Here is a 25,017-nt window from a genome sequence, read left to right on the forward strand (position 1 = left end):
AATCTGCGGTGTTAACGTCATAACTCAACCGATTTAGGGTTGTTACTGCTACGGCAGGCAAAACCTAAACCTCGTGTTTCTGTTCCCCGATGGGGCAGAGGCCGCGAGGTTTAGGTTTTTTTTTGCGCCGAATTCCGCCTTAGCGCCAGGCCAGTGCGGGGAGGGGAGCGGCAGAACGCGAAGTCTAAGGATAACCGTATGAAATATGACACATTAGCCAGTGAGATTTTGGCCGGCGTCGGTGGCCGCGACAATGTGAAAAGCCTGGTGCACTGCGCCACCCGCCTGCGTTTCAAGCTGCGTGACGACACTCGCGCCAACGCGGCAGCGCTGAAGAAAAACCCCGGCGTCATCATGGTGGTGGAGAGCGGCGGCCAGTTCCAGGTGGTGGTGGGCAACCACGTGGCGGAGGTGTTCGACGCGGTTAACCGCGTTGGCGGGTTGGCCGAGGGCGCGCCGAGCGACGATGCGGGCGGCAAAAAAGACAACCTGCTCAGCCGCTTTATCGATCTGGTGTCCGGTATTTTTACCCCGCTGCTCGGGGTGATGGCCGCTTCGGGGATCCTGAAAGGCTTCCTGGCGCTGAGCCTGGCCTGCGGCTGGCTGCTGGAGAGCGGCGGCACCTTCAAAATGCTGTTCGCCGCCAGCGACTCGCTGTTCTACTTCTTCCCGATCATGCTCGGCTACACCGCCGGGAAAAAATTCGGCGGCAACCCCTTCGTCACCATGGCGATCGGCGGCGCGTTGACACATCCGCTGATGATGGCGGCGTTCGAAGCGGCGCAGCAGCCGGGGGCGGTGCGCGAATACTTCTTCGGCATTCCGCTGACCTTCATCAACTACAGTTCGTCGGTGATCCCGATCATCTTCGCGGCCTGGGTGTCCTGCCGCCTGGAGCCGCTGTTTAACCGGGTGATCCACAGCGCGCTGCGCAATTTCATCACGCCGCTGCTGTGCCTGGCGATCACCGTGCCGTTGACCTTCCTGCTGATCGGCCCGGCGGCGACCTGGCTCAGCCACCTGCTGGCCAACGGCTATCAGAGCATTTACGCCTTTAACCCGATCATCGCCGGCGCCTTTATGGGGGCGATGTGGCAGGTGTGCGTGATCTTCGGCCTGCATTGGGGATTGGTGCCGTTGATGATCAATAACCTGAGCGTGCTGGGGCGCGACACCATGGTGCCGCTGCTGTTGCCGGCGGTAATGGGGCAGGTCGGCGCCACACTGGGCGTGATGCTGCGCACCCGCGATGCCAAGCTGCGGGTGCTGTCCGCTTCGGCCATCGGCGCCGGGATTTTCGGCATCACCGAACCGGCGGTGTACGGCGTTACGCTGCCGAACAAACGCCCGTTCATCTTCGGCTGCATCGGCGGCGCGCTGGGCGGTGCGGTGATCGGCTACTTCCATACCTCGGTCTACTCGTTCGGCCTGGTGAGCGTATTCACCTTCGCGCAGATCATCCCCGGCGGCGGCATCGACGCCACGGTATGGGGCGCGATCGGCGGCACCCTGCTGTCGTTCGTGTTTGCCGCGCTGGCCAGCTACCTGTTCGGCGTTGCGCCGGCGGAAGACGCGGCGCAGCCTGAAGCCGCCGCGCCGCTTAACCGCAAGCAGGCCATCCTCAGCCCGATCGCCGGCGACATCGTGCCGCTGGATCAGGTGAACGACGCGACCTTCGCCAGCGGCCTGCTGGGGAAAGGGGTGGCGATTGCGCCGCAGCAGGGGCGCGTGGTGGCGCCGGTGAGCGGCAGCGTGGCGTCGCTGTTCAAAACCAAACACGCCATCGGCATCGAATCGGACGACGGCGCGGAGATTCTCATCCACGTCGGTATCGATACTGTGAAGCTGGACGGGGCGCATTTCACCGCCCACGTGCGGGAAGGCGAGCGGGTTGCCCCGGGCGATCTGCTGATCGAGTTCGACCAGGCGGCGATCCATGCCGCCGGCTATGACACCACCACGCCGATCATCATCAGCAACAGCGATGACTACGTGGACGTGTTGACCAGCGGCCTGTCTCCGGTGCAGGAACAGGCGCCGCTGCTGACTTTATTACGCTAATTGAGGAGCAAGCGATGAACGGCAAGTTTCCGCAACATTTTCTGTGGGGCGGCGCGGTAGCGGCGAACCAGGTAGAAGGCGCATATCAGGCCGACGGCAAGGGGCTGTCGACCTCCGATCTGCAGCCGCAGGGCATCTTCGGCGCCATTACGCCGCGCACGGCGGGCGACAGCGGCATCAAGGATGTGGCGATCGATTTCTATCACCGCTATCCGGAGGACATCGCGCTGTTCGCCGAAATGGGCTTTAAGTGTCTGCGCACCTCGATCGCCTGGACGCGCATTTTCCCGCAGGGCGACGAAGAGACGCCGAATGAAGCCGGGCTGGCGTTTTACGATCGGCTGTTCGACGAGATGGCGAAGTACGGCATTCAGCCGCTGATCACGCTGTCGCACTATGAGATGCCTTACGGCCTGGTGAAGCACTACGGCGGCTGGGGCGATCGGCGCACCATCGATTTCTTCGAGCGCTATGCGCGCACCGTGTTCGAACGCTACAAGCACAAGGTCAAACACTGGCTGACCTTCAACGAAATCAACATGTCGCTGCACGCGCCCTTCACCGGCGTCGGCCTGCCGCAGGAGAGCGACAAAAGCGCCATCTATCAGGCGATCCACCATCAGCTGGTGGCCAGCGCCAGAGCGGTGAAGGCCTGCCACGAGATCGTGCCGGAGGGCAAAATCGGCAACATGCTGCTGGGTGGCATTCTGTATCCGCTGAGCTGCAAGCCGGAAGATCTGCTGGAAACCCAGCGGCAAAACCGCGACTGGCTGTTCTTCGGCGACGTGCAGGCGCGCGGCTATTACCCGGCCTATATGCAGCGCTTCTTCCGTGAAAACGGCATTCAGGTGGCGATCACCGAGGAAGATCGGCAAACGCTGCGCGAAACCATCGATTTCATCTCGTTCAGCTACTACATGAGCGGCTGCGTCACCGCCGACCCGGCGCAGTACGAGACGGCGCGCGGCAACATTCTCGATATGGTGCCGAACCCGCACCTGGCCAGCTCGGAGTGGGGATGGCAAATCGACCCGATCGGGCTGCGCTACCTGCTCAACGTGTTGTACGACCGCTATCAGAAGCCGCTGTTCATCGTCGAGAACGGGCTGGGCGCCAAAGATCGCGTCGAGGCCGACGGCAGCATCCACGACGACTACCGCATCAACTACCTTAATGACCATCTGGTGCAGGTGGCGGAAGCGATCGACGACGGCGTCGAGGTGATGGGCTACACCAGCTGGGGGCCGATCGATCTGGTCAGCGCCTCGAAGGCGGAAATGTCGAAGCGCTACGGCTTCATTCACGTCGACAGGGACGATGCCGGCAACGGCAGCCTCGAGCGCCGCCGCAAGAAGAGTTTCTACTGGTATCGCGATGTGATCCACAGCAACGGCGCCAGCCTGAAAGACCGGCGCTAGCCTCTAAGCCCGGCGGCAAGCGCCGGGCGTTAACCTAACGTTATTCGCTGCTGTTCATGATGGGAAATTCTCTCCCAGGGAATGCTGTTGCCCGCAGTCAGCCGTTATGCGGAGAAATATAATAATGATGAAAAGCTTATTACCTCGTTCCATGACCCTGGCGGCGCTGGCGCTGCTCTGTAGCCAGGCGCAGGCGGAAACGCTGCAAACCGGCAAGGACGTCGAAGCCCCCACCGCCAAATGGGAAGGGGTAGCGCTCGGCTTTGAGCCGCCACAGCCCGGGCTGTTGGGGGATATGCTGGGGATCAGGCCGATCCTGGAGGATCACGGCTTCCACTATAACCTCGGCTACCTCAGCCAGCTGTCGTATAACGCCGGCGGCGGTTACAACCACGACAAACAGGCGTCGTACATCGACCAGTTCTCGTTGACCTTCAGCCAGGATTTGCAGGCGCTGACCGGCATTCCGGACGCGGCGATCGAAGGCAATATCGTCAACCGCAACCATGACAACAACCTGACCCGCGATCGCTTGCAGGATCCGCGCGTCGGCCTGACCGATCTGTCGCAGGAGAGCTTTGGCGGGCAGTCGATTACCCGGCTGGGTTGGTTGACCTTCAGCCGTTCCTTCCTCGATCGCCGGCTGCAGTGGCGCATCGGCATGATGAACAAGGTGCAGGATTTCGATCAGATCATTCCCTGCGATTTTCAGACGCTGACGCTGTGCGGCGGCAAGTCCGCCAACTCGTTGACCTGGTATAACTGGAACGTGCATTACTGGGGCACCACGCTGCAATACAAGCTGACCGACGGCCTGACGCTCAAGGGCGGCGTGATGGAGCAGAACCCGAGCGCCCCCAGCCGCAGCCACGCCTGGAGTTGGTCCACCAAGGGCAGCAAAGGCTTCCTGTTGCCGATGGAGCTGGAGCTGAAAACCCACGCCGTCAACCAGCTGCCGGGGGTGTATAACCTGGGCGTGCTGTTCACCAACGCGCGCCAGAGCGATCTTTATGAAGGGGTGTCCGGTGGGCCGGGTGCCAGCGATCCGCAGGGCTATCGCAGCCACGATCGCACCTGGTTCCTGTATACCGGTTTCAACCAGCAGGTGACGCGCCATGCGGATGACGTCAACCGTGGCCTGAGCGTGTTTTACAGCCTGGGGCTGGGAGATCAGCGCAGCAACTACCTGCACTGGTCTACCTCGACCGGCATCCGTTACCGCGGGCTGTTCGATGCGCGGCCGGACGACTGGCTGGGGTTCGGTGTCTCGGTGGTGAAGCTGAGCGACCGCTACAAAGACAATCAGCGTTATCTCAACCAGATGAGCGGCATCAGCGATTATCACGATCCGAACTACCGGCCGGTGCCGGGCCACTCGGTGACGGCGGAGCTGTATTACCGGGTTAACGTCACGCCGTGGTTGCAGCTGCAGCCGGGCCTGCAGTACTGGCATCACCCGGCGGGCGTCAGCGAGACGCAGGACGCCTGGGTGACGGCGTTGAAAACGGTGGTGACCTTCTGATCAGGCCGCGTCGCTCTCGCGGTAGCGCCGGCGGGCGTGTTCGAACCAGCTGGCGGGCACGTTGTGCGGCGGCTGCTGCAACCTGAGCAGCCCCTGTTCAACGATATGGCTGGCCTGGCGCCACAGCGTCGGGTCGCCTTCGGTCAGCACCTCCAGCAGGCGCTGTTTCTCGATCAGGTAGGTCTGGGCGAAGTGGCTGTCGTAGTCCAGCAGCGAGCGGGTGTTGTCGATAAGATCCGCCAGCTTGATGGTTTTGGCCTGCGGCGATGCGCCGGCGCTGTGGCGCCGATCGCGGTTTTTGCGCTCAAAGCGGTTGCCGTCCTCGGCGTGGCTGACGTTGGTTAACATCCGCACCAGCTCTGCCACCTTCGGCCCGAAATGGCTGTCGATATCGCCGAGGGTGGTGGGCGTGTCTTCTACCGTATCATGCAGCCAGGCGGCCGCCAGCATCTCTTCGGTGTGCGGTACGCTGCGCACCAGCTCCATCACCGCCTGCGGGTGGACGATGTACGGATCGTCGGTGTATTTGCGGCGCTGATCGATGGCCGCATGCGCCTTGGTGGCGTAGCGGCGCGCGCGTTCTGCAAGCGTGTTCGTCATTTCCTTTCCCTCCGAGCATCCTCTGCATGAAAAAAATGTAGCATACCTCACAAGAAATAGCTTGCGATTACATCGTGCGCTATCTATATTCACACACATGAAAAGCACCGAGACCGAACAACCCAAGGCGAAGAACCTGCTGCAGCTCGATCAGCAGCTCTGTTTCGCGCTGTACTCCGCCAACCTGGCGCTGCACAAAGTTTATCGCAAGCTGTTGAGCCAGCTCGAACTCACCTACCCGCAATACCTGGTGATGATGGTGCTGTGGGAGCGCGATCGGGTGACGGTATCGGATATCGGCGAGCGGCTGTTCCTCGATTCCGCCACGCTGACGCCGCTGCTGAAGCGGCTGGAAACCGCCGGTTTGCTGGTGCGCTATCGCGCCACCGCCGACGAGCGGCAGGTGATCACCGCCCTGACCGAAGCCGGCCGCGCGCTGCGCGAGCGGGCGCAATCGGTGCCCGAGGCGGTGATGTGCGCCACCGACTGCAGCCTGGACGAGATCGTCTCGCTCAAACAGCAGCTGGAAAAGCTGCGCGGCAGCCTGATCGATCAGATTTGACCCGCCGCCGCCGGACGCAAGAACGGCGCGGGTGGTCTACACTGGTTAATAAGTGTCAAAAATAAGTAGTGCGCGATTTAATCGCAAAAGATAAATATGTGACCGGCTTTACCTCGTGGAAGCCGTAGTCATCTCGCCAACCAGCAAGAAGGAATGAACGATGTCTATTGAGAAAGTGGTTTACCGCGCTCACGCCACCGCAACCGGCGGCCGCGACGGCCGTGCGACCTCCTCCGACGGCGTGTTGGACGTGAAACTGGGCGTACCGAAAGAGATGGGCGGCGCCGGCGGCGAAGTCACCAACCCTGAGCAGCTGTTCGCCGCCGGTTACTCGGCCTGCTTCCTCGGCGCGTTGAAGTTTGTCGCGGCGAAAGAAAAGGTCAAAATCCCGGCCGAAGCCAAGATCGACGGCACCGTCGGCATCGGTGAGATCCCGAACGGCTTCGGCATCGAAGTGCAGCTGGATATCTCGCTGCCGGGCATCGAGCGCAGCGTGGCGGAAGATCTGGTGAAAAAGGCGCATGTGGTGTGCCCATACTCCAACGCCACCCGTGGCAATATCGACGTGACGTTGAACGTGAAATAACGTTTTTCGCCGACGCTCTGAAAAATGGAGGGGCCTCCCTCCATTTCTTGTCTTGCTTTCCCTTCCAGAGTTCGCACAACAGGGTAAAAAAAACCTGTTTTGTGAGAATTCTCTTGATTGTCGCCTGCAAAACCACGCTTATTGCCGGTTGGCTGAACCTGCAGCCGCATTGACTGTCTGAAAAACTCAGAACTGCTATCGCCCTCCGGAGCCACCGCACTACATGAACAAAATAAAATCGCTATCACAGCAGAATTTATCGTTATTGTTAGCGATCTATATCGGCATCTTTTTAAACCTGTCCGTTTTCTATCGCCGTTTTGACTCGCTTGCGCACGGCATTCAGGGGATTAAGCTTATTTCGGCGGTGACGGAAGTGATCGCCATCGTTTTATTCACTTTCTTTATCATGCGATTGGTGTCGCTCGGCGGCCGGTTGTTTTATCGCATCGTCGCTTCGCTGCTGGTGCTGATTTCGGTCGCCGCCAGCTACTACATGACGTTTTTCAACGTGGTGATCGGCTACGGCATCGTGGTGTCGGTGATGACCACCGACATCGATCTGTCGAAAGAGGTGGTTGGCCTGCACTTCGTGCTGTGGATGGTGGCGCTCAGTGCCTTGCCGCTGCTGCTGATCTGGAAAAACGGCCTGCGTTACACCCTGATCGAACAGCTGAAAACCCCTGGTCATCGCATCAAGCCGCTGCTGGTCTTGCTGGCGGTGGTGGCGCTGGTCTGGCTGCCGCTGCGTATGCTGGACGACGAGCAGAGCGTGCAGGAGAAGCTCGCCAACGTTGATCTGCCGAGCTACGGCGGCGTGGTGGCGCACTCGTATCTGCCGTCCAACTGGCTGTCGGCGCTGGGGCTGTTTGCCTATACCCGCTATGACGAAAGCCAGGACCAGAGCACGATGTTCGATCCGGGCAAACACTTCACCTATGTACCGCCGGCGGATATCGACGATACCTACGTGGTGTTCATCATCGGCGAGACCACGCGCTGGGATCACATGGGCATGCTGGGCTATGAGCGCGATACTACGCCGCGGCTGTCGAAAGAGAAGAACCTGGTGGCGTTTCGCGGCGAGTCGTGCGACACCGCCACCAAGCTGTCGCTGCGCTGCATGTTCGTGCGCGAAGGCGGCACCGAGGATAACCCGCAGCGCACGCTGAAAGAGCAGAACGTGTTCGCGGTGCTGAAGGATCTGGGCTTCTCTTCCGAGCTGTTCGCCATGCAGAGCGAGGTGTGGTTCTACAACAACACCGAGGTGAACAACTATTCGTTCCGCGAGATGATCGCGTCCGAGAAGCGCAACGACGGCAAGGCGGTCGATGACATGCTGTTGGTGGACGAAATGAAGGAGTCGCTGGCGCGCTATCCGAAGGGCAAACACCTGGTGATCCTGCATACCAAAGGCTCGCACTACCTGTACTCGCAGCGTTATCCGCGCAGCTATGCGCGCTATCAGCCGGAGTGCATGGGGGTGGACGACTCTTGCACCAAGGCGCAGCTGATCAACGCCTTCGACAATACCGTGCTGTACACCGACAGCTTTATCAGCAATGTGATCGACCAGGTGCGCGACAAGAAGGCCATCGTGTTCTATGCCGCCGATCACGGCGAATCGATCGGCGAGAACACGCACCTGCACGGCACGCCGCGCGAAATGGCGCCGCCGGAGCAGTTCCGCGTGCCGATGATCGTATGGGCGTCGGACAAGTTCCTCGAGAACCCGCAGCACCTCAGCGCCTTTGAGCAGCTGCAGGCGCAGCAGCGCATCGGCAAAACGCATCGCCACGTCGAGCTGTTCGACACCATCCTCGGTTGCCTCGGCTACACCTCGCCGAACGGCGGCATCGTGGATAAAAACAACTGGTGCTCTCTGCCGCAGCATAAAACGGCGCCCGCTCGCCTGTAATCCTTCCCGCCGGGTGCCTTGCGCACCCGGTAATTTCACTCAATACATTCTCTTCATCAATTATTCCGGTGTGTGCATACGGTATACTTGCGCACTTCCCTTCTAACCGGAGATTTCCATGACCCTGCGCGTGGCGTTTATCGACGATCATGACATTGTGCGCTCGGGCTTTGTGCAGCTGCTGTCGCTGGAGGCCGATATTCAGGTGGTGGGCGAGTTCAGCAGCGCGGCGCAGGCGCGCGCCGGCCTACCGGGGCTGGAGGCGGAAATCTGCATCTGCGACATTTCGATGCCGGACGGCAGCGGGCTGGATCTGCTGGCGGACATTCCCTCCGGCATCCGCGTGGTGATGCTGTCGATGCACGACAACCCGGCGCTGGTGGAAATGGCGCTGGATCGCGGCGCCAGCGGCTTCCTCTCCAAGCGCTGCAAGCCGGAAGATCTGATCACCGCGGTGCGCACCGTCGCTGGCGGCGGCGTCTACCTGATGCCGGAAATCGCCCAGCAGCTGGCGCGGGTGAGGGTCGATCCGTTGACCCGCCGCGAGCGCGAGATCGCGCTATTGCTGGCGCAGGGCCAGGAGGTGCGCGAGATTGCCGCCGCCTTGGGGCTGTCGCCGAAGACGGTGCATGTGCATCGCGCCAATCTGTTCGCCAAGCTGGGTATCAACAATAACGTCGAGCTGGCCAGACGGATGCTGAACCTGTGACGCAGCGCCTGATCACCCAGCTGGCGCTGTTTTTCATCTACGCCGCCAGCGCGTTTTGCCTGTGGGGCATCGGCACTGCGCTGATCGACCCGCCCTGGCAGGCGCTGCTGTTGTTCCCATTCGGCCTGCGCATGGGCATTTTGCTGCAGAGCCCGTACCGTTTCTGGCCGGGGATCCTGCTGGCCGATCTGCTGCTGATGGCGCTGCTGGCGGACCAGTTCGGTTACGGCCCGGCGCTGTGGGCGTCGGTGGCGGTGCTGGTGTTGACGGTGCTGCTCAGCCTGCTGGCCTCGCCGTGGCTGTTGCGCCATCAGCAGAGCGACAGCGAATGGCGGTGGCCGCTGTTGCAGGGCGCGGTGGTGGCCGCCGCCGCCTTGCTGCAGGCGCTGGTGTGGCAGCTGGTGAGCGGCGAAGGCGCCCGCGCGCTGCTGCTCGGCCTGACCGGCGGTTTCACCATCGCGCCGACCTGCCTGCTGTTGTGGCACTATCTGGCGCGCCAAATCTGGGTGCCGCTGGAGCCGGGGCTGATCCACAAGCCGGTGGAGCTGCGCCTCGGCCACCTGGCCAGCTATCTGCTGCTGTTTGCGTTCAGCATCTGGCTGCAGCAGCAGGTGAACGCCGCCGAGCTGCGCCGTTTCGCGCCGTTCTGCCTGGCCATTCCTATCGTGTTCATGTCTTACCGCTACGGCTGGCAGGGCGCGCTGTTGGCGACGCTGCTCAACGGCGTGGCGCTGATGGTCAACGAGCCGCCGCAGCCGGAGTCGCACCGCGATCTGCTGCTGTCGCTGCTGGCCCAAAGCCTGACCGGGCTGCTGCTGGGCGCCGGCATTCAGCGCCAGCGCGAGCTGAATCAGCAACTTCGGCTGCGGCTGGCGGAGAACCGCCAGCTGGCGCGGGCGCTGGTGACGGCGGAGGAGCAAACCCGGCGCGAGGTGGCGCGCGAGCTGCACGATGAAGTGGGGCAGACCATCACTGTGATCCGCACCCAGGCCAGCATCGTCAAGCGCCTGGCGCCGGAACCGGCGGTGATCGGCTGCGCCGACGCCATCGATGCGTTGGCACTGCGGGTCTACGACGGGGTGCACGACGTGCTGACCCAGCTGTGGCCGGCGGCGCTGAACAACCTGCCGCTGTCGGCGGCGGTGGCGGCGATGCTGCGGGAGTCGCTGCCGCAGGACGCGTCGCTGGTGAGCAGCCTGCAATGGCAGGTGCCGGACGAGCTGCTGGATGAAACGCTGAAAATCACGCTGTACCGGGTGTGTCAGGAAGGGGTGACCAATGTGTGCCGCCACGCCGGCGCCAGCCGCCTGGAGCTGGACGCGCGCCTGCAGCCGCGCAAAGGCGCCGCGCCGCTGATCGCCCTGACCATCCGCGACAACGGCTTGGGTTTCGATGCGGAAAACCATCAGCCGGGGTATGGCCTGCGCGGTATGCAGGAGCGCATCAGCGCCCTCGGCGGCAGCCTGCGGTTCACCGCTGAACGGGGCGCCTGTTTGAGTGTGATCTTGCCCACAGTTTCACCGGCGCAAGCGCCAAACTAGGAAAAACTCCTAGCCGCTTCGGGAATCCGGCGTAAGCCTCCCGCGCGCGCGAGGAGCATCATAGCGGCACTTTATTCAATCCTCTGAGGTTCCACATGTGGTCTTTCCTTAAAAGCCGCTCGGACGCGCCGCAGGTCACCGATCAACGGCAGATCGACGCCAGCTACAAATACTGGCGCATCCAGCTGATGTGCACCATGTACATCGGCTACGCCGCGTTTTACTTCACGCGCAAAAGCTTCAACTTCATCATGCCGGCGATGCTGAGCGATCTGGGCCTGACGATGTCCGACGTCGGCATCCTCGGCACGCTGTTCTACATCACCTACGGCTGCTCGAAATTCATTTCCGGCATGATCAGCGATCGCTCCAACCCGCGTTACTTTATGGGGCTGGGCCTGATCATGACCGGGGTGCTGAATATCTTCTTCGGCCTCAGTTCGTCGCTGCTGATGCTGGGCACGCTGTGGATCCTCAACGCCTTCTTCCAGGGCTGGGGCTGGCCGCCGTGCTCCAAAATCCTCACCAGCTGGTATTCGCGCTCCGAGCGCGGCAGCTGGTGGGCGATCTGGAACACTTCGCACAACGTCGGCGGCGCGCTGATCCCGCTGCTGGTGGGCTTTATCTCGCTGCACTTCAGCTGGCGTTACGGCATGATCATTCCCGGCATCATCGGCGTGGTGTTGGGGCTGCTGATGTGCTGGCGCCTGCGCGACAAGCCATCCACCCTGGGGCTGCCGAGCGTCGGCAAATGGCGTAACGACGCCATGGAGCTGGTGCAGGAATCGGAAGGCCAGGGGCTGAGCAACCGCGAGATCATCAAACGCTACGTGCTGACCAACAAGTACATCTGGCTGCTGGCGGTCTCTTATGTGCTGGTGTACATCGTGCGCACCGCGATCAACGACTGGGGCAACCTCTACCTGACGCAGGAAAAGGGCTATTCGCTGATGACCGCCAACTCGGCCATTTCGCTGTTTGAAGTGGGCGGCTTTATCGGTTCGCTGGTGGCCGGTTGGGGCTCCGACAAGCTGTTCCGCGGCAACCGCGGCCCGATGAACCTGATCTTCGCCATCGGTATCTTCCTGTCGGTGGCGGCGCTGTGGCTGATGCCGGGCGTGACCTACCTGCTGCAGGCCTGCTGCTTCTTCGCCATCGGCTTCTTCATCTTCGGCCCGCAGATGCTGATCGGCATGGCGGCGGCGGAGTGCTCGCACAAGGATGCGGCGGGTGCGGCGACCGGTTTCGTCGGCCTGTTCGCCTACCTGGGCGCGGCGCTGTCCGGCTACCCGATTGCGCGGGTGATGGAGATCTGGCACTGGAACGGCTTCTTCGTGGTGATTTCCATCGCCGCCTGCCTGTCGGCGCTGTTCCTGCTGCCGTTCCTGCGTGCGCAGACGCCGGCGCTGAAAACTGCCAACGCCTGAGTGAAATACGCTGCGCAACCCCCGGCGCAGCGCATTATGGCGCTTTTATCACCACTTGAAATGCAGGGGCAAAAAAGTGATTGACGCCTATAACCGCCAGCAGTAAGATGCGCCCCGCATCGGCGAGTAGCGCAGCTTGGTAGCGCAACTGGTTTGGGACCAGTGGGTCGGAGGTTCGAATCCTCTCTCGCCGACCACATTCGAAAAACCTGCTTTTTAAAGCAGGTTTTTTTTCGTCCGTCGTTTATGAGGATGAGTACCTCCGCAGGAGGTTCGAGCCTCGCGAAGCGAGACAACGTTGCTTCAGCAACGGCCCGCAGGGCGCGCATCAAAGATGCGCGTAATCCTCTCTCGCCGACCACATTCGAAAAACCTGCTTTTTAAAGCAGGTTTTTTTTCGTCCGTCGTTTATGAGGATGAGTACCTCCGCAGGAGGTTCGAGCCTCGCGAAGCGAGACAACGTTGCTTCAGCAACGGCCCGCAGGGCGCGCATCAAAGATGCGCGTAATCCTCTCTCGCCGACCACATTCGAAAAACCTGCTTTTTAAAGCAGGTTTTTTTTCGCCCGTCGTTTATGAGGATGAGTACCTCCTCCGATACGGTCGGCTTCGCTTTATGGCGTGCCTCAATCTGCCGTCCTCGTGAAATATATTTATCCTTTACGCTTAATTAATTCACACTCCTTATTCCCATTAGGTTCTTATTTTTATATTTAAATAAATTCATGCTTGCCAAATAAAACCCGGTTGATAGCGCTCTTGTTTTCACGTTTTTTTTACCTATAGTCTGAATGGACAACGCGGGAGCTCTTATTCCCGCCGCGTGGGAAATACCGTGATTATTTATTAACGTTAATCTTCGTGGATTATTGCGGGATCATTTTTCTCCGGCAATGCGTGGCGTCGATTAACTCTTTTATGTTTATCCTCTCGGAATAAAGGAATCAGTTATGCGCAAATTTAATAAACCGCTGTTGGCGCTGTTGATCGGCAGCACGCTGTGTTCCGCGGCGCAGGCCGCTGCACCGGGCAAACCGACCATCGCCTGGGGCAACACCAAGTTCGCCATCGTCGAAGTCGATCAGGCGGCCACCGCTTATAATAATCTGGTGAAGGTAAAAAATGCCGCCGACGTTTCGGTCTCCTGGAATTTATGGAATGGCGACACCGGCACGACGGCAAAAATTTTATTAAATGGCAAAGAGGCGTGGAGCGGTCCTTCAACCGGCTCTTCCGGTACGGCGAATTTTAAAGTGAATAAAGGCGGCCGTTATCAAATGCAGGTGGCGTTGTGCAATGCCGACGGCTGCACCGCCAGCGACGCCACCGAAATTGTGGTGGCCGACACCGACGGCAGCCATTTGGCGCCGTTGAAAGAGCCGCTGCTGGAAAAGAACAAACCTTATAAACAAAACTCCGGCAAAGTCGTCGGTTCTTATTTCGTCGAGTGGGGCGTTTACGGGCGCAATTTCACCGTCGACAAGATCCCGGCGCAAAACCTGACCCACCTGCTGTACGGCTTTATCCCGATCTGCGGCGGCAACGGCATCAACGACAGCCTGAAAGAGATCGAAGGCAGTTTCCAGGCCTTGCAGCGCTCCTGTCAGGGCCGCGAGGACTTCAAGGTCTCGATCCACGATCCGTTTGCCGCGCTGCAAAAAGCGCAGAAGGGCGTCACCGCCTGGGATGACCCCTACAAGGGCAACTTCGGCCAGCTGATGGCGCTGAAGCAGGCGCGCCCTGACCTGAAAATCCTGCCGTCGATCGGCGGCTGGACGCTGTCTGACCCGTTCTTCTTCATGGGCGACAAGGTGAAGCGCGATCGCTTCGTCGGCTCGGTGAAAGAGTTCCTGCAGACCTGGAAGTTCTTCGACGGCGTGGATATCGACTGGGAGTTCCCGGGCGGCAAAGGCGCCAACCCGAACCTGGGCAGCCCGCAGGACGGGGAAACCTATGTGCTGTTGATGAAGGAGCTGCGGGCGATGCTGGATCAGCTGTCGGCGGAAACCGGCCGCAAGTATGAGCTGACCTCCGCCATCAGCGCCGGCAAGGACAAGATCGACAAGGTGGCTTATAACGTCGCGCAGAACTCGATGGATCACATCTTCCTGATGAGCTACGACTTCTACGGCGCCTTCGATCTGAAGAACCTGGGGCACCAGACCGCGCTGAATGCGCCGGCCTGGAAACCGGACACCGCCTACACCACGGTGAACGGCGTCAATGCGCTGCTGGCGCAGGGCGTCAAGCCGGGCAAGATCGTGGTCGGCACCGCCATGTATGGCCGCGGCTGGACCGGGGTGAACGGCTACCAGAACAATATTCCGTTTACCGGCACCGCCAGCGGGCCGGTTAAAGGCACCTGGGAGAACGGCATCGTGGACTACCGCCAAATCGCCAGCCAGTTCATGAGCGGCGAGTGGCAGTACACCTACGACGCCACGGCGGAAGCGCCTTACGTGTTCAAGCCTTCCACCGGCGATCTGATCACCTTCGACGATGCCCGCTCGGTGCAGGCCAAAGGCAAGTACGTGCTGGATAAGCAGTTGGGCGGCCTGTTCTCCTGGGAGATCGATGCGGACAACGGCGATATTCTCAACAGCATGAACGCCAGCCTGGGCAACAGCGCCGGCGTTCAATAATCGGTTGCAGTGCGTTGCCGGGGGATATCCTTTCGCCCCCGGCTTTTTCACCGCCGAAAGTTTTTTTACGCCGCACAGATTGTGGCCCTCGCCGGCGCAAAACGCGGCCATCGGACTCACCCTTTTGGGTAATCCTTCAGCATTTCCTCCTGTCTTTAACGGCGATCACAAAAATAACCGTTCAGATATTCATCATTCAGCAACAAAGTTTTGGGGTTTTTTAACGGAGTTAAAAACCAGTAAGTTTGTGAGGGTCAGACCAATGCGCTAAAAATGACCGCTTAGCATAAATTTTCATGCTGGAACTGTTAACAAAAGGTTTTTTTTATGTTTGTTTGCTGTTTCTCACAGTCTGCGTAAATCCCCACTGGTTATATTGACGACACCCCAAACAGTTGGCAACTTGATAGCCTCAGGGGTAAGAGCGAGAGTTGTTTGAGTGAATTCCACGCGCTCAGACGTCCCCGCCGCGATGCGTTCCATCCGGCATTCTCTCCTCGTACGCCTTCTGCCTTCGGGCGCCGATCGCACAGGCCACGCAATAAAAAATACAGGTCTGGCGGCAATTACACACATCACATCACACAATGGAGCACTAACGATGACACGTTCCTTGGGTAAATCGGGGGTTCTGAAATTCGGCATTGGGCTGATCGCGCTGACCGTGGCGGCCAGCGTTCAGGCCAAGACGTTGGTTTACTGTTCTGAAGGTTCCCCGGAAGGGTTCAACCCGCAGCTGTTTACCTCCGGCACCACCTACGACGCCAGCTCGGTACCGATCTACAACCGCCTGGTCGAATTCAAAATCGGCACCACCGAACTGCAGCCGGGCCTGGCTGAGAAGTGGGACGTCAGCGAAGACGGCAAAACCTACACCTTCCACCTGCGCAAAGGCGTGAAGTGGCAGAGCAGCAAAGATTTCAAACCGACGCGCGACTTCAACGCCGACGACGTGGTGTTCTCCTTTGAGCGCCAGTTGGATGCGAACAACGCCTACCACAAAGTGTCCGGCGGCAGTTACGAATACTTTGAAGGCATGGACATGCCTAAGCTGATCGCCAAGATTGAAAAAGTGGACGACAACACCGTGCGCTTCGTGCTGAACCGCCCGGAGGCGCCGTTCCTGGCTGACCTGGGCATGGACTTCGCGTCCATCCTGTCCGCCGAATATGCCGACGTGATGATGAAAGCCGGCACGCCGGAGAAAGTCGACCTGAATCCGATCGGCACCGGGCCGTTCCAGCTGCTGCAATACCAGAAAGACTCCAAGATCCTGTACAAGGCATTCGACGGTTTCTGGGGCACCAAGCCGAAGATCGATCGCCTGGTGTTCTCCATCACGCCTGACGCCTCCGTGCGCTACGCCAAACTGCAGAAAAACGAATGTCAGGTGATGCCGTACCCGAACCCGGCCGATATCGCCCGCATGAAGCAAGACAAGTCCATCAACCTGATGGAACAGCCGGGCCTGAACGTGGGTTACCTGTCGTTCAACGTCGAGAAAAAGCCGCTGGATAACCTGAAGGTGCGCCAGGCGTTGACCATGGCGGTCAACAAGCAGGCGATCATCGACGCGGTTTATCAGGGCGCGGGCCAGGCGGCCAAGAACCTGATCCCGCCGACCATGTGGGGCTATAACGACGCGGTGCAGGATTACGCTTACGATCCGGCCAAGGCGAAAGCACTGCTGAAAGAAGCGGGCATGGCCGACGGCTTCAGCATCGACCTGTGGGCGATGCCGGTACAGCGTCCTTACAACCCGAACGCGCGCCGCATGGCGGAAATGATCCAGGCCGACTGGGCCAAGATCGGCGTGAAAGCCAAAATCGTGACCTATGAGTGGGGTGAATACCTCAAGCGCGCCAAAGCGGGCGAGCACCAGACGGTGATGATGGGCTGGACCGGCGACAACGGGGATCCGGACAACTTCTTCGCCACGCTGTTCAGCTGCGCGGCGGCGAAAGACGGCTCCAACTACTCCCGCTGGTGCTACAAGCCGTTTGAAGATCTGATTCAACCGGCGCGCGCCGAATCCAACCACGACAAGCGCATCGAACTGTACAAGCAGGCGCAGGTGGTGATGCACGATCAGGCTCCGGCGCTGATTGTCGCACACTCCACCGTGTACGAGCCTGTGCGTAAGGAAGTGAAAGGCTACGTCGTGGATCCACTCGGTAAGCATCACTTCGAGAATGTCTCTGTAGACTGATTTCGACCGCTTTACCGGAGACGCACGAATGGACTTGCAGGGGCGCAACAGGTTTGCGCCCCTGCTGACCAGTCTCCGGCGTATGGCCGTCGAATCGTTCAAAGGCATGTGAGCGTTAATAAGCCTGGCGGACGATGAGCTGCCGGGCATTGATACAGAGAGTTCGGGATATGTTGCAGTTCATACTCCGACGTTTGGGGTTAGTTATCCCAACGTTTATCGGCATTACGTTGCTGACTTTTGCATTCGTCCATATGATCCCCGGCGACCCGGTGACCATCATGGCCGGGGAACGCGGTATCTCCGCCGAGCGCCACGCGCAGCTGATGGCGGAAATGGGGCTGGACAAGCCGCTCTATCAACAATATTTCTCCTACGTGTCCAACGTGCTGCACGGCGATCTGGGCACCTCACTCAAAAGCCGCATCTCCGTCTGGAGCGAGTTCGTTCCGCGCTTTCAGGCCACGCTGGAGCTGGGCTTCTGCGCGATGCTGTTTGCGGTGCTGGTAGGCATCCCGGTCGGGGTGCTGGCGGCAGTCAAGCGCGGCTCGGTCTTCGATCACACCGCGGTGGGCATCTCGCTGACCGGCTATTCGATGCCGATTTTCTGGTGGGGCATGATGCTGATCATGCTGGTGTCGGTGCAGCTTAACCTGACGCCGGTGTCGGGCCGCATCAGCGACACGGTCTTCCTCGACGACAGCCATCCGCTGACCGGCTTCATGCTGATAGACACTCTGATCTGGGGCGAGCCGGGCGACTTTATCGACGCAGTGATGCACATGATCCTGCCGGCCATCGTGCTGGGCACCATCCCGCTGGCGGTGATCGTGCGCATGACCCGCTCCTCGATGCTGGAAGTGTTGGGTGAAGACTACATCCGCACCGCGCGCGCCAAGGGCGTGAGCCGCATGCGGGTGATCGTCGTCCACGCGCTGCGCAACGCGCTGCTGCCGGTGGTGACGGTGATCGGGCTGCAGGTCGGCACCATGCTGGCCGGCGCTATCCTGACGGAAACCATCTTCTCCTGGCCGGGGCTGGGCCGCTGGCTGATCGACGCGCTGCAGCGCCGCGATTACCCGGTGGTGCAGGGCGGGGTGTTGCTGGTCGCCTGTATGATCATTCTGGTTAACCTGCTGGTAGACGTGCTCTACGGCGTGGTCAACCCGCGTATTCGCCACAAGAAATAAGGGGCGCTCTCATGTCTCAAATCACTGAGTCTGCAGTTAAAGGTGCGCCGAAGCCGATGACCCCGTTTCAGGAGTTCTGGCACTATTTCAAGCGCAATAAAGGGGCCGTGGTCGGCCTGGTGTATATCGTTCTGATGCTGGTGATCGCGCTCGGCGCCGGGGTGCTGGCGCCGCATGCGCCGGCGGATCAGTTCCGCGACGCGCTGCTCAAGCCGCCGGTGTGGCAAGAGGGTGGCAGCTGGCAATATCTCCTCGGCACCGACGACGTGGGCCGCGACGTGCTGTCGCGCCTGATGTACGGTGCGCGCCTGTCGCTGCTGGTCGGCTGCCTGGTGGTGGTGCTGTCGCTGATCATGGGCGTGGTGCTCGGTCTGCTGGCCGGCTACTTCGGCGGTGCGGTGGATGCGGTGATCATGCGCGTCGTCGACATCATGCTGGCCCTGCCGAGCCTGCTGCTGGCGCTGGTGCTGGTGGCGGTGTTCGGGCCGTCGATCGTCAACGCCTCGTTGGCGCTTACCTTCGTCGCGCTGCCGCACTATGTACGTCTGACGCGTGCGGCGGTGCTGGCGGAAGTGAACCGCGATTACGTCACCGCTTCGCGGGTGGCGGGCGCCGGCGCGCTGCGCCAGATGTTCGTCAACATTCTGCCTAACTGCCTGGCGCCTTTGATCGTGCAGGCTTCTCTCGGTTTCTCGAACGCCATTCTGGACATGGCCGCTCTCGGCTTTCTGGGCATGGGCGCGCAACCGCCGACGCCGGAGTGGGGCACCATGCTCTCCGACGTGCTGCAGTTCGCGCAAAGCGCCTGGTGGGTAGTGACTTTCCCCGGCCTGGCGATCCTGCTGACGGTGCTGGCATTTAACCTGATGGGGGACGGTTTGCGTGACGCTCTCGACCCCAAACTCAAGCAGTAACAGAGGACGAGAGAGATGGCGTTATTGAATGTAGACAAGCTTTCGGTGCACTTCGGTGACGAAGGCACCCCGTTCCGCGCGGTAGACCGCATCAGTTACAGCGTGGAGCAAGGCCAGGTGGTCGGCATCGTCGGTGAATCCGGCTCCGGCAAATCCGTCAGCTCGCTGGCGATCATGGGCCTGATCGATTTCCCCGGCAAGGTAATGGCCGACAAGCTGGAGTTCAACGGCCAGGATCTGCGCAAGATTTCCGAAAAAGAGCGCCGCCAGCTGGTGGGTTCTGAAGTGGCGATGATCTTCCAGGATCCGATGACCAGCCTGAACCCGTGCTATACCGTCGGTTACCAGATCATGGAGGCGCTGAAGGTGCATCAGGGCGGCAACCGCCGCACTCGCCGCCAGCGCGCTATCGACCTGCTGACCCAGGTGGGCATTCCCGATCCGGCCTCGCGGCTGGACGTGTACCCGCACCAGCTTTCCGGCGGCATGAGCCAGCGCGTGATGATCGCCATGGCCATCGCCTGTCGGCCGAAGCTGCTGATCGCCGATGAGCCGACGACCGCGCTCGACGTGACCATCCAGGCGCAGATCATCGAACTGCTGCTGGACCTGCAGCAGCGCGAAAACATGGCGCTGGTGCTGATCACCCACGATCTGGCGCTGGTGGCGGAAGCCGCGCACCACATCATTGTGATGTATGCCGGTCAGGTGGTGGAATCCGGCAAGGCGGCGGAGATTTTCCGCGCGCCGCGCCATCCTTATACCCAGGCGCTGCTGCGCGCGCTGCCGGAGTTCGCCGCCGACAAGGCTCGCCTGGCTTCGCTGCCGGGCGTGGTGCCGGGCAAATACGATCGCCCGACCGGTTGCCTGCTCAACCCGCGTTGTCCCTATGCCAACGAGCGCTGCCGTAACGAGGAGCCGGAACTGCGCAGCATTCCCGGCCGTCAGGTTAAATGTCACACACCGCTGGATGATGCGGGGAGGCCGACCGTATGAGCCAGAATCAACCTTTACTGCAGGCGATCGACCTGAAGAAGCATTACCCGGTGAAAAAGGGCCTGTTCGCGCCGGAGCGGCTGGTCAAGGCGCTGGACGGCGTCTCCTTCACCCTGGAGCGCGGCAAAACGCTGGCGGTGGTCGGCGAGTCGGGCTGCGGCAAATCGACGCTCGGCCGCCTGCTGACGATGATCGAAGTGCCGACCGGCGGCGAGCTGTACTATCAGGGGCAGGATTTGCTGAAGCCGGACGTCTCGGCCGAGAAACTGCGCCGCCAGAAGATCCAAATCGTGTTCCAGAATCCTTACGGATCGCTCAACCCGCGCAAGAAGGTCGGGCAGATCCTCGAGGAACCGCTGTTGATCAATACCCCGCTCAGCGCCGCCGAACGGCGGGAAAAAGCGCTGGAGATGATGGCGAAGGTCGGCCTGAAGACCGAGCATTACGACCGCTACCCGCACATGTTTTCCGGCGGCCAGCGCCAGCGTATCGCCATCGCCCGCGGGCTGATGCTGAACCCGGACGTGGTGATCGCCGATGAACCGGTGTCGGCGCTGGACGTGTCGGTGCGTGCTCAGGTGCTGAACCTGATGATGGATCTGCAGCAGGAGCTGGGGTTGTCCTATGTGTTCATCTCACACGATCTGTCGGTGGTGGAACACATCGCCGACGAGGTGATGGTGATGTACCTCGGCCGCTGCGTGGAAAAGGGCAGCAAAGAGGCGATCTTCAACAATCCGCGCCATCCTTATACTCAGGCGCTGCTGTCGGCGACGCCGCGGTTGAACCCGGATATGCGCCGCGAGCGCATCAAGCTGACCGGCGAACTGCCCAGCCCGATGAACCCGCCACCGGGCTGCGCGTTCAACGCCCGCTGCCGCCGCGCCTTCGGCACCTGCGTGCAGCTGCAGCCGCAGCTGAAACAGTACGGTGAGCAGATGGTGGCCTGCTTTGCGGTCGATCAGGACGAGCATCCGGGGACGTAAAGCGTCGGATTTTCCTGCTTAAACCAAACGCCGGCACTGCGCCGGCGTTTTTTATTATTCAATCAATGTGTTAGTCAGTAAACGATCGCGACAACCCGTTTTTTAAATTCTTCCCTTAACGCTATTCTGACAAATTGTTATTTTTTTAAGAATCTTCGTATTGAAATAATAATCGAATAATAGAATTCAACGGTTTGTTGTTAATAACATTCTGTCGGTCGAGCGGTTTCACTGTTTTTATTATAAAAACCCAATAAAAAAGCACGCCGGCGGCGTGCTTTGGGGGGATGAGGCCGCGCTTATTGCGGGTAAGGCACCCAGTCACCGCCGTTCAGGCGAATGTAAGGCTTGCCCTGATACTGCATCACAATGGCGTTGTCGTTTTCGGAGATGACCGGGGTCTGCGGCAGCCCCTGGGTCAATGCCTGCCAATCGACGCTGGACTCGCTGAAGACCTTGCCGTCCACCAGGCGCGACACCAGTTCAGACAGCGCCAGATAGCTGCTCGGCGTTTTGATCTGCAGCGGGCTGCCCTGATGCGGCGCCTTCATCCCAATCAGTTTGATGCCGACCGGCGTATGAGTGATGTTCGGGCTGGGAATATCGCGCAGGCCGGACATCTGCATCTTGTCGCCCACCAACGCCGCGCCGTGCTCCGGCACGATCACCACTACCACTTTGCGGCCGGATTTCTCCAGCTGGTCAAGGAAGGTGTTCAGCTGATCGAACAGTTTCTGCGCGCGCGGTTGATAGTCGGCGCTCTTGCTGGAGCCGACGAAGCGGTTGCCGTCGTGCAGCGGAATGATGTTGAAGAAGGTGGCGGTGCGGCCGTCACCGCCTTTTTGCTGTTGATCCAGCCAGCGGGTCAGCAATTCGAGATCGTTATAAATCGGCTCGCCGTCGAACGAGGTCAGCTCGTTGCCGATGCCGGCCTGTGACATCAGCGGTGCCTGCATGTCGCCCTGTTCACGCAGTTCTTTCAGGAAGTTGCCGAATACCCCGGAGTGATCGAGCATCAGCTGTTCCTTGAAGCCGAGCTTTGCCAGGTTATCGAACAGGTAACACTGCTGGTTCACCGGTTGATACAGGTCGTGATGCGAAAGCTGGCCGCAGCTGGCGCGCAGCAGGCGGATGGCCGCCGGGCCGCTGTAGGCGGTGGCCGAGTTGAAGCTGTCGAACATGATGTCCATCTTCGACCACAGCGGGTGATTCTGCAGGTTGACCGCCTCCATATCGGCCCAGGCCAGCGAACAGATGTTGATCACCAGCAGATCGAACGGCTGGGCGTCGGCGGGCAAGGTGGCCGGGAACGCGGTGACGCGGCCTTTTTCCCGCTCGTAGAACTGATTCAGGTAGGCCGTCAGATTGGCGCTGGTCGGCGGCAGGCTGTCTGCCGGCGCAGCATCCCCCGCCGCTGGCACCGACGTGGCCGGCGTATTGGCGCCCCCGGCCGAGGCCGTGGAGGTGGTGGGCAGCAGTGAGACCGCCGGCCCGGCGATGTTGACGATATTGAGCCACACCAGCGCCGCCACGGTGAACACCGTGACGCGCACCCACTGCGCGACGAACAGGTAGGCAATAAGCAGCACGAAGGCCGCGCCGACCATCTGCCAGTTGATAAAGCGGTTGATCAGCTCCAGCAGATACTGGGCGCTGAAGCCGGCCAGCTGCGAGCCCTGGCTGAGAATGCTGTTGATGCCCGGCAGCCAGGTGTCGTGGTAGAACAGCGCGATGCCAATCGGGATAGCGAGGTAATGGCGCCAGCGGTGCAGACGCTGTGAGGGGATCGGCATCAGCAGAAATGCCATGAACACCAGGTTCGGCAGCGCGTGGAAATTCAGGTAGCCGAACCACAGCAGGGCGAATTTGGCCAGAAAGTAGAGGTTCCAGCCGCCCAGCCCGCGCCAGTAGCGCCACAGAGCGTTATCGGATTGCGTCTTCGAGTTTGGATTCATGGCTGCTTCTTACGTTTAATCTGAGATGAGGAGCCTGTGCGCACCCACAAACCGGCGGATTTCAAATAGCGCGGCGATAACAACAGGTTTTGCCAGTATTGACGCAAATGCGGAAAACGCCGGTGAAAGACGTAGCCCAGCGGAATGAAGATCAGCGCGCACAGCAGGATCAGTTGCACGATGTCGTTAAGGTTCAGCATGCGGTTCCTCCTGCGGGCCGAGCGGCAGCGTGAAGGCGACCGGCTGCCGCCGTTCTGTGGGCATCTCGGCCACTTTCACGCTGGGGCGCGGCGCGGCGCCGGCGGTGCCGGTGGCCGAAATCTGCCAGCGCCCCTGGGCCATGCGTTTGATTTCCGAAATGATATCGACGTCCTGGTGCCACACTACCCGGTTACTGAAGGCTTCATCCACCGGCAGGCGGAAGATGAACTTCAGCGCGGTATCCAAATCGTTGATGCGGCAGGTGGAGAGGAACAGCACCAGCCGCCCCTGCACGACGGTCATCACGTCGCCGAAGCGCCGCAGGTGGCACAGGGTCATCGCCTGTTCGGCGCGCAGGCCGGTGGCCGGTCGCAATGCCACCATCACCCCTTTGCCGTCCTCGGGCAGCAGCGTGTTGCCCATCAGCGACAGCACCGCCTGGCTGAACGGTTCCGGCCGCATATAGCCTTTGAGCTGCAGCGGGCGCAAGCCGGCCAGCAGCGCATCGATGTCGGCGGGGACATGGCGCGAGAAGCGCTGCCCCTGAATGCCTTCGAGCATGGTCAGAAAACGCGACAGCGGCGCGACGTGCGGTACGATCAGGTTGGCGCCGCAGGCCAGCAGCAGCCGCTCGTCGCTGTAGCGCAGGCTGGCGCTCATCTCGCGCACCGCGATTTTCAAGCCGTTGCCGCGGCTGCGGCGCAGGGTGTGGATTTGGTGCGCCAGGTGATCGATTTGGTCGCTTTGGTACAGCGCGAAAATCAACGTCGCCGAGAGTCTCAGCATGCCGTGCTGCGCCAGTTCGTCGTTGCTCTCCAGCAGCTGCCAGTTGGCGGACAGCGGCGGCGCGCCTTCCAGGATGCTGCGCTCGGCCAGATACAGGCCTTCGTCGCTGCGCAAGGCGGTGGGGGAGGGTTGGCTATTTTCATCCTCACCCTGCCAGCCGCCTTCCGCGGCGTACAGCGTCAGCAGCTGATTGGCATTGATGCCGTTTTCGGTGCTCCACCAGTTAACCAGATACTGCGCGCTGTCCTGCTGCCATTGCAGGCTGGACAGGCCGTTCAGGATGCGATGCTGCGCGCTGAGCTGCCCCTTGAGCTTATTGATGCCGCCGCCGTGGCTGAGGATCAACAGCGTACACCCCTGCCGCCGCAGCCAGGCGGCGAGGGTACGGGTCCACTCGCGCAGCTCTTCGGTGGTGAAGGTTTGCCACAGGCTGGCGTGGGCCAGCAGGATAAGTAAGCGATTTTGCGGCCGCAGGGCGCGCATCAGATCGTCGCTCAGCTGCGTCAGCGCGGCTTTTTTCTCCGGTAATTGATACAGCGGCAGCTTCTGCAAAGCAGGCGAAGCCAGCTCGGCCAGCAGGCGATCGGGTTTATCGCCGCTGCAGATCAGGGCGACTTTATGGGTGGCCGGTTGGGCGGCGATGACCTGGCGACACAGCAGCGCGGCGTCGCTTTGCCTGTCGATATTGATCCAATAAAGCCCGGGGGCCTGCATCACCGACAGCTCTTCCCAAATCTGCCGAATGCCTAGAGAAAAAGAGTGCGCCATAGGATGTGTTCTACATTCGTTGAAAGC

Annotated in this window: 19 protein-coding genes, 1 tRNA gene and 2 other RNA genes; 18 read left to right on the forward strand and 4 right to left on the reverse strand. The window is 60.6% G+C overall.

The window, feature by feature from the left end; all coding sequences use genetic code 11:
• The first annotated feature begins 198 nt into the window (after positions 1 to 198).
• The 3 genes from bglF (at position 199) to V8N38_RS00390 (ending at position 5,001) form a co-directional block, all read left to right on the forward strand.
• Positions 199 to 2,061, forward strand: a complete 1,863-nt coding sequence (gene bglF, locus V8N38_RS00380; RefSeq protein ID WP_147840569.1) for a PTS beta-glucoside transporter subunit IIABC — start codon at positions 199 to 201, stop codon at positions 2,059 to 2,061.
• Between the two features lie 14 nt (positions 2,062 to 2,075).
• Positions 2,076 to 3,479: a glycoside hydrolase family 1 protein gene (locus tag V8N38_RS00385; protein WP_038875902.1), complete on the forward strand. Its 1,404-nt coding sequence runs from the start codon at positions 2,076 to 2,078 to the stop codon at positions 3,477 to 3,479.
• A 151-nt stretch (positions 3,480 to 3,630) separates the two neighbouring features.
• On the forward strand, positions 3,631 to 5,001 hold the full coding sequence (locus tag V8N38_RS00390; RefSeq protein ID WP_371935064.1) for a carbohydrate porin: 1,371 nt from the start codon (positions 3,631 to 3,633) through the stop codon (positions 4,999 to 5,001).
• Here the strand turns inward: V8N38_RS00390 and V8N38_RS00395 are convergent, their stop codons facing one another.
• Complete coding sequence (locus tag V8N38_RS00395) at positions 5,002 to 5,601, reverse strand: HD domain-containing protein (protein WP_049274352.1); 600 nt, start codon at positions 5,599 to 5,601, stop codon at positions 5,002 to 5,004. It lies immediately after the preceding gene.
• A 97-nt stretch (positions 5,602 to 5,698) separates the two neighbouring features.
• Between V8N38_RS00395 and V8N38_RS00400 the strand changes: the two genes are divergently transcribed.
• From V8N38_RS00400 to dppF, 15 genes are all read left to right on the forward strand, one after another.
• Positions 5,699 to 6,163, forward strand: a complete 465-nt coding sequence (locus V8N38_RS00400) for a MarR family winged helix-turn-helix transcriptional regulator (protein WP_147840568.1) — start codon at positions 5,699 to 5,701, stop codon at positions 6,161 to 6,163.
• Positions 6,164 to 6,323: 160 nt separating this feature from the next.
• Positions 6,324 to 6,749 (forward strand): organic hydroperoxide resistance protein, encoded by a 426-nt coding sequence (locus V8N38_RS00405; protein ID WP_004934114.1) that lies wholly within the window; start codon positions 6,324 to 6,326, stop codon positions 6,747 to 6,749.
• Between the two features lie 223 nt (positions 6,750 to 6,972).
• Complete coding sequence (gene eptB / locus V8N38_RS00410) at positions 6,973 to 8,667, forward strand: kdo(2)-lipid A phosphoethanolamine 7''-transferase (protein WP_060441225.1); 1,695 nt, start codon at positions 6,973 to 6,975, stop codon at positions 8,665 to 8,667.
• A 118-nt stretch (positions 8,668 to 8,785) separates the two neighbouring features.
• A complete protein-coding gene (gene uhpA, locus V8N38_RS00415; protein ID WP_038875895.1) occupies positions 8,786 to 9,376 on the forward strand; it encodes a transcriptional regulator UhpA in 591 nt (196 codons plus the stop codon).
• The gene (gene uhpB / locus V8N38_RS00420) at positions 9,373 to 10,917 is read left to right on the forward strand and encodes a signal transduction histidine-protein kinase/phosphatase UhpB (RefSeq protein WP_147840567.1); all 1,545 of its coding nucleotides are present in this window, start codon (positions 9,373 to 9,375) and stop codon (positions 10,915 to 10,917) included. Before uhpA ends, uhpB begins: the two co-directional genes overlap by 4 nt.
• A 95-nt stretch (positions 10,918 to 11,012) precedes the next feature.
• Positions 11,013 to 12,344 carry an MFS transporter gene (locus tag V8N38_RS00425; RefSeq protein WP_038875891.1) on the forward strand — a complete coding sequence of 444 codons (1,332 nt, stop codon included), beginning with the start codon at positions 11,013 to 11,015 and terminating at the stop codon, positions 12,342 to 12,344.
• A 120-nt stretch (positions 12,345 to 12,464) separates the two neighbouring features.
• A tRNA-Pro gene (locus tag V8N38_RS00430) sits at positions 12,465 to 12,541 on the forward strand.
• Between the two features lie 35 nt (positions 12,542 to 12,576).
• Positions 12,577 to 12,705: non-coding RNA, RtT sRNA (locus V8N38_RS00435), on the forward strand.
• A gap of 35 nt (positions 12,706 to 12,740) precedes the next feature.
• Positions 12,741 to 12,869: non-coding RNA, RtT sRNA (locus V8N38_RS00440), on the forward strand.
• A 424-nt stretch (positions 12,870 to 13,293) separates the two neighbouring features.
• A complete protein-coding gene (locus tag V8N38_RS00445) occupies positions 13,294 to 14,985 on the forward strand; it encodes a glycosyl hydrolase family 18 protein (RefSeq protein ID WP_060441224.1) in 1,692 nt (563 codons plus the stop codon).
• A gap of 601 nt (positions 14,986 to 15,586) precedes the next feature.
• On the forward strand, positions 15,587 to 17,194 hold the full coding sequence (gene dppA, locus V8N38_RS00450) for a dipeptide ABC transporter periplasmic-binding protein DppA (RefSeq protein ID WP_047729481.1): 1,608 nt from the start codon (positions 15,587 to 15,589) through the stop codon (positions 17,192 to 17,194).
• Positions 17,195 to 17,364: 170 nt separating this feature from the next.
• Positions 17,365 to 18,384 (forward strand): dipeptide ABC transporter permease DppB, encoded by a 1,020-nt coding sequence (dppB, locus tag V8N38_RS00455; RefSeq protein WP_043129106.1) that lies wholly within the window; start codon positions 17,365 to 17,367, stop codon positions 18,382 to 18,384.
• An 11-nt stretch (positions 18,385 to 18,395) separates the two neighbouring features.
• Positions 18,396 to 19,298 carry a dipeptide ABC transporter permease DppC gene (dppC, locus tag V8N38_RS00460; RefSeq protein WP_038874021.1) on the forward strand — a complete coding sequence of 301 codons (903 nt, stop codon included), beginning with the start codon at positions 18,396 to 18,398 and terminating at the stop codon, positions 19,296 to 19,298.
• A gap of 15 nt (positions 19,299 to 19,313) precedes the next feature.
• Positions 19,314 to 20,294 carry a dipeptide ABC transporter ATP-binding protein gene (dppD, locus tag V8N38_RS00465; RefSeq protein ID WP_038874024.1) on the forward strand — a complete coding sequence of 327 codons (981 nt, stop codon included), beginning with the start codon at positions 19,314 to 19,316 and terminating at the stop codon, positions 20,292 to 20,294.
• Positions 20,291 to 21,280, forward strand: a complete 990-nt coding sequence (dppF, locus tag V8N38_RS00470; RefSeq protein WP_060424251.1) for a dipeptide ABC transporter ATP-binding subunit DppF — start codon at positions 20,291 to 20,293, stop codon at positions 21,278 to 21,280. The genes dppD and dppF overlap by 4 nt, the downstream gene beginning before the upstream one ends.
• A 299-nt stretch (positions 21,281 to 21,579) precedes the next feature.
• On the opposite strand, the gene bcsG is transcribed toward dppF, so the two are convergent.
• The 3 genes from bcsG to bcsE are packed head-to-tail and all read right to left on the reverse strand — an operon-like array spanning position 21,580 to position 24,990.
• Entirely contained in the window at positions 21,580 to 23,235 is a 1,656-nt protein-coding gene (bcsG, locus tag V8N38_RS00475; RefSeq protein ID WP_147840536.1) for a cellulose biosynthesis protein BcsG, read from the reverse strand.
• Positions 23,232 to 23,435: a cellulose biosynthesis protein BcsF gene (gene bcsF, locus V8N38_RS00480; protein ID WP_147840537.1), complete on the reverse strand. Its 204-nt coding sequence runs from the start codon at positions 23,433 to 23,435 to the stop codon at positions 23,232 to 23,234. Before bcsF ends, bcsG begins: the two co-directional genes overlap by 4 nt.
• Complete coding sequence (bcsE, locus tag V8N38_RS00485; RefSeq protein ID WP_147840538.1) at positions 23,422 to 24,990, reverse strand: cellulose biosynthesis protein BcsE; 1,569 nt, start codon at positions 24,988 to 24,990, stop codon at positions 23,422 to 23,424. The genes bcsF and bcsE overlap by 14 nt, the downstream gene beginning before the upstream one ends.
• Between the last annotated feature and the right edge of the window lie 27 nt (positions 24,991 to 25,017).

Source organism: Serratia nevei (assembly GCF_037948395.1).
Classification (GTDB): Bacteria; Pseudomonadota; Gammaproteobacteria; order Enterobacterales; family Enterobacteriaceae; genus Serratia; species Serratia nevei.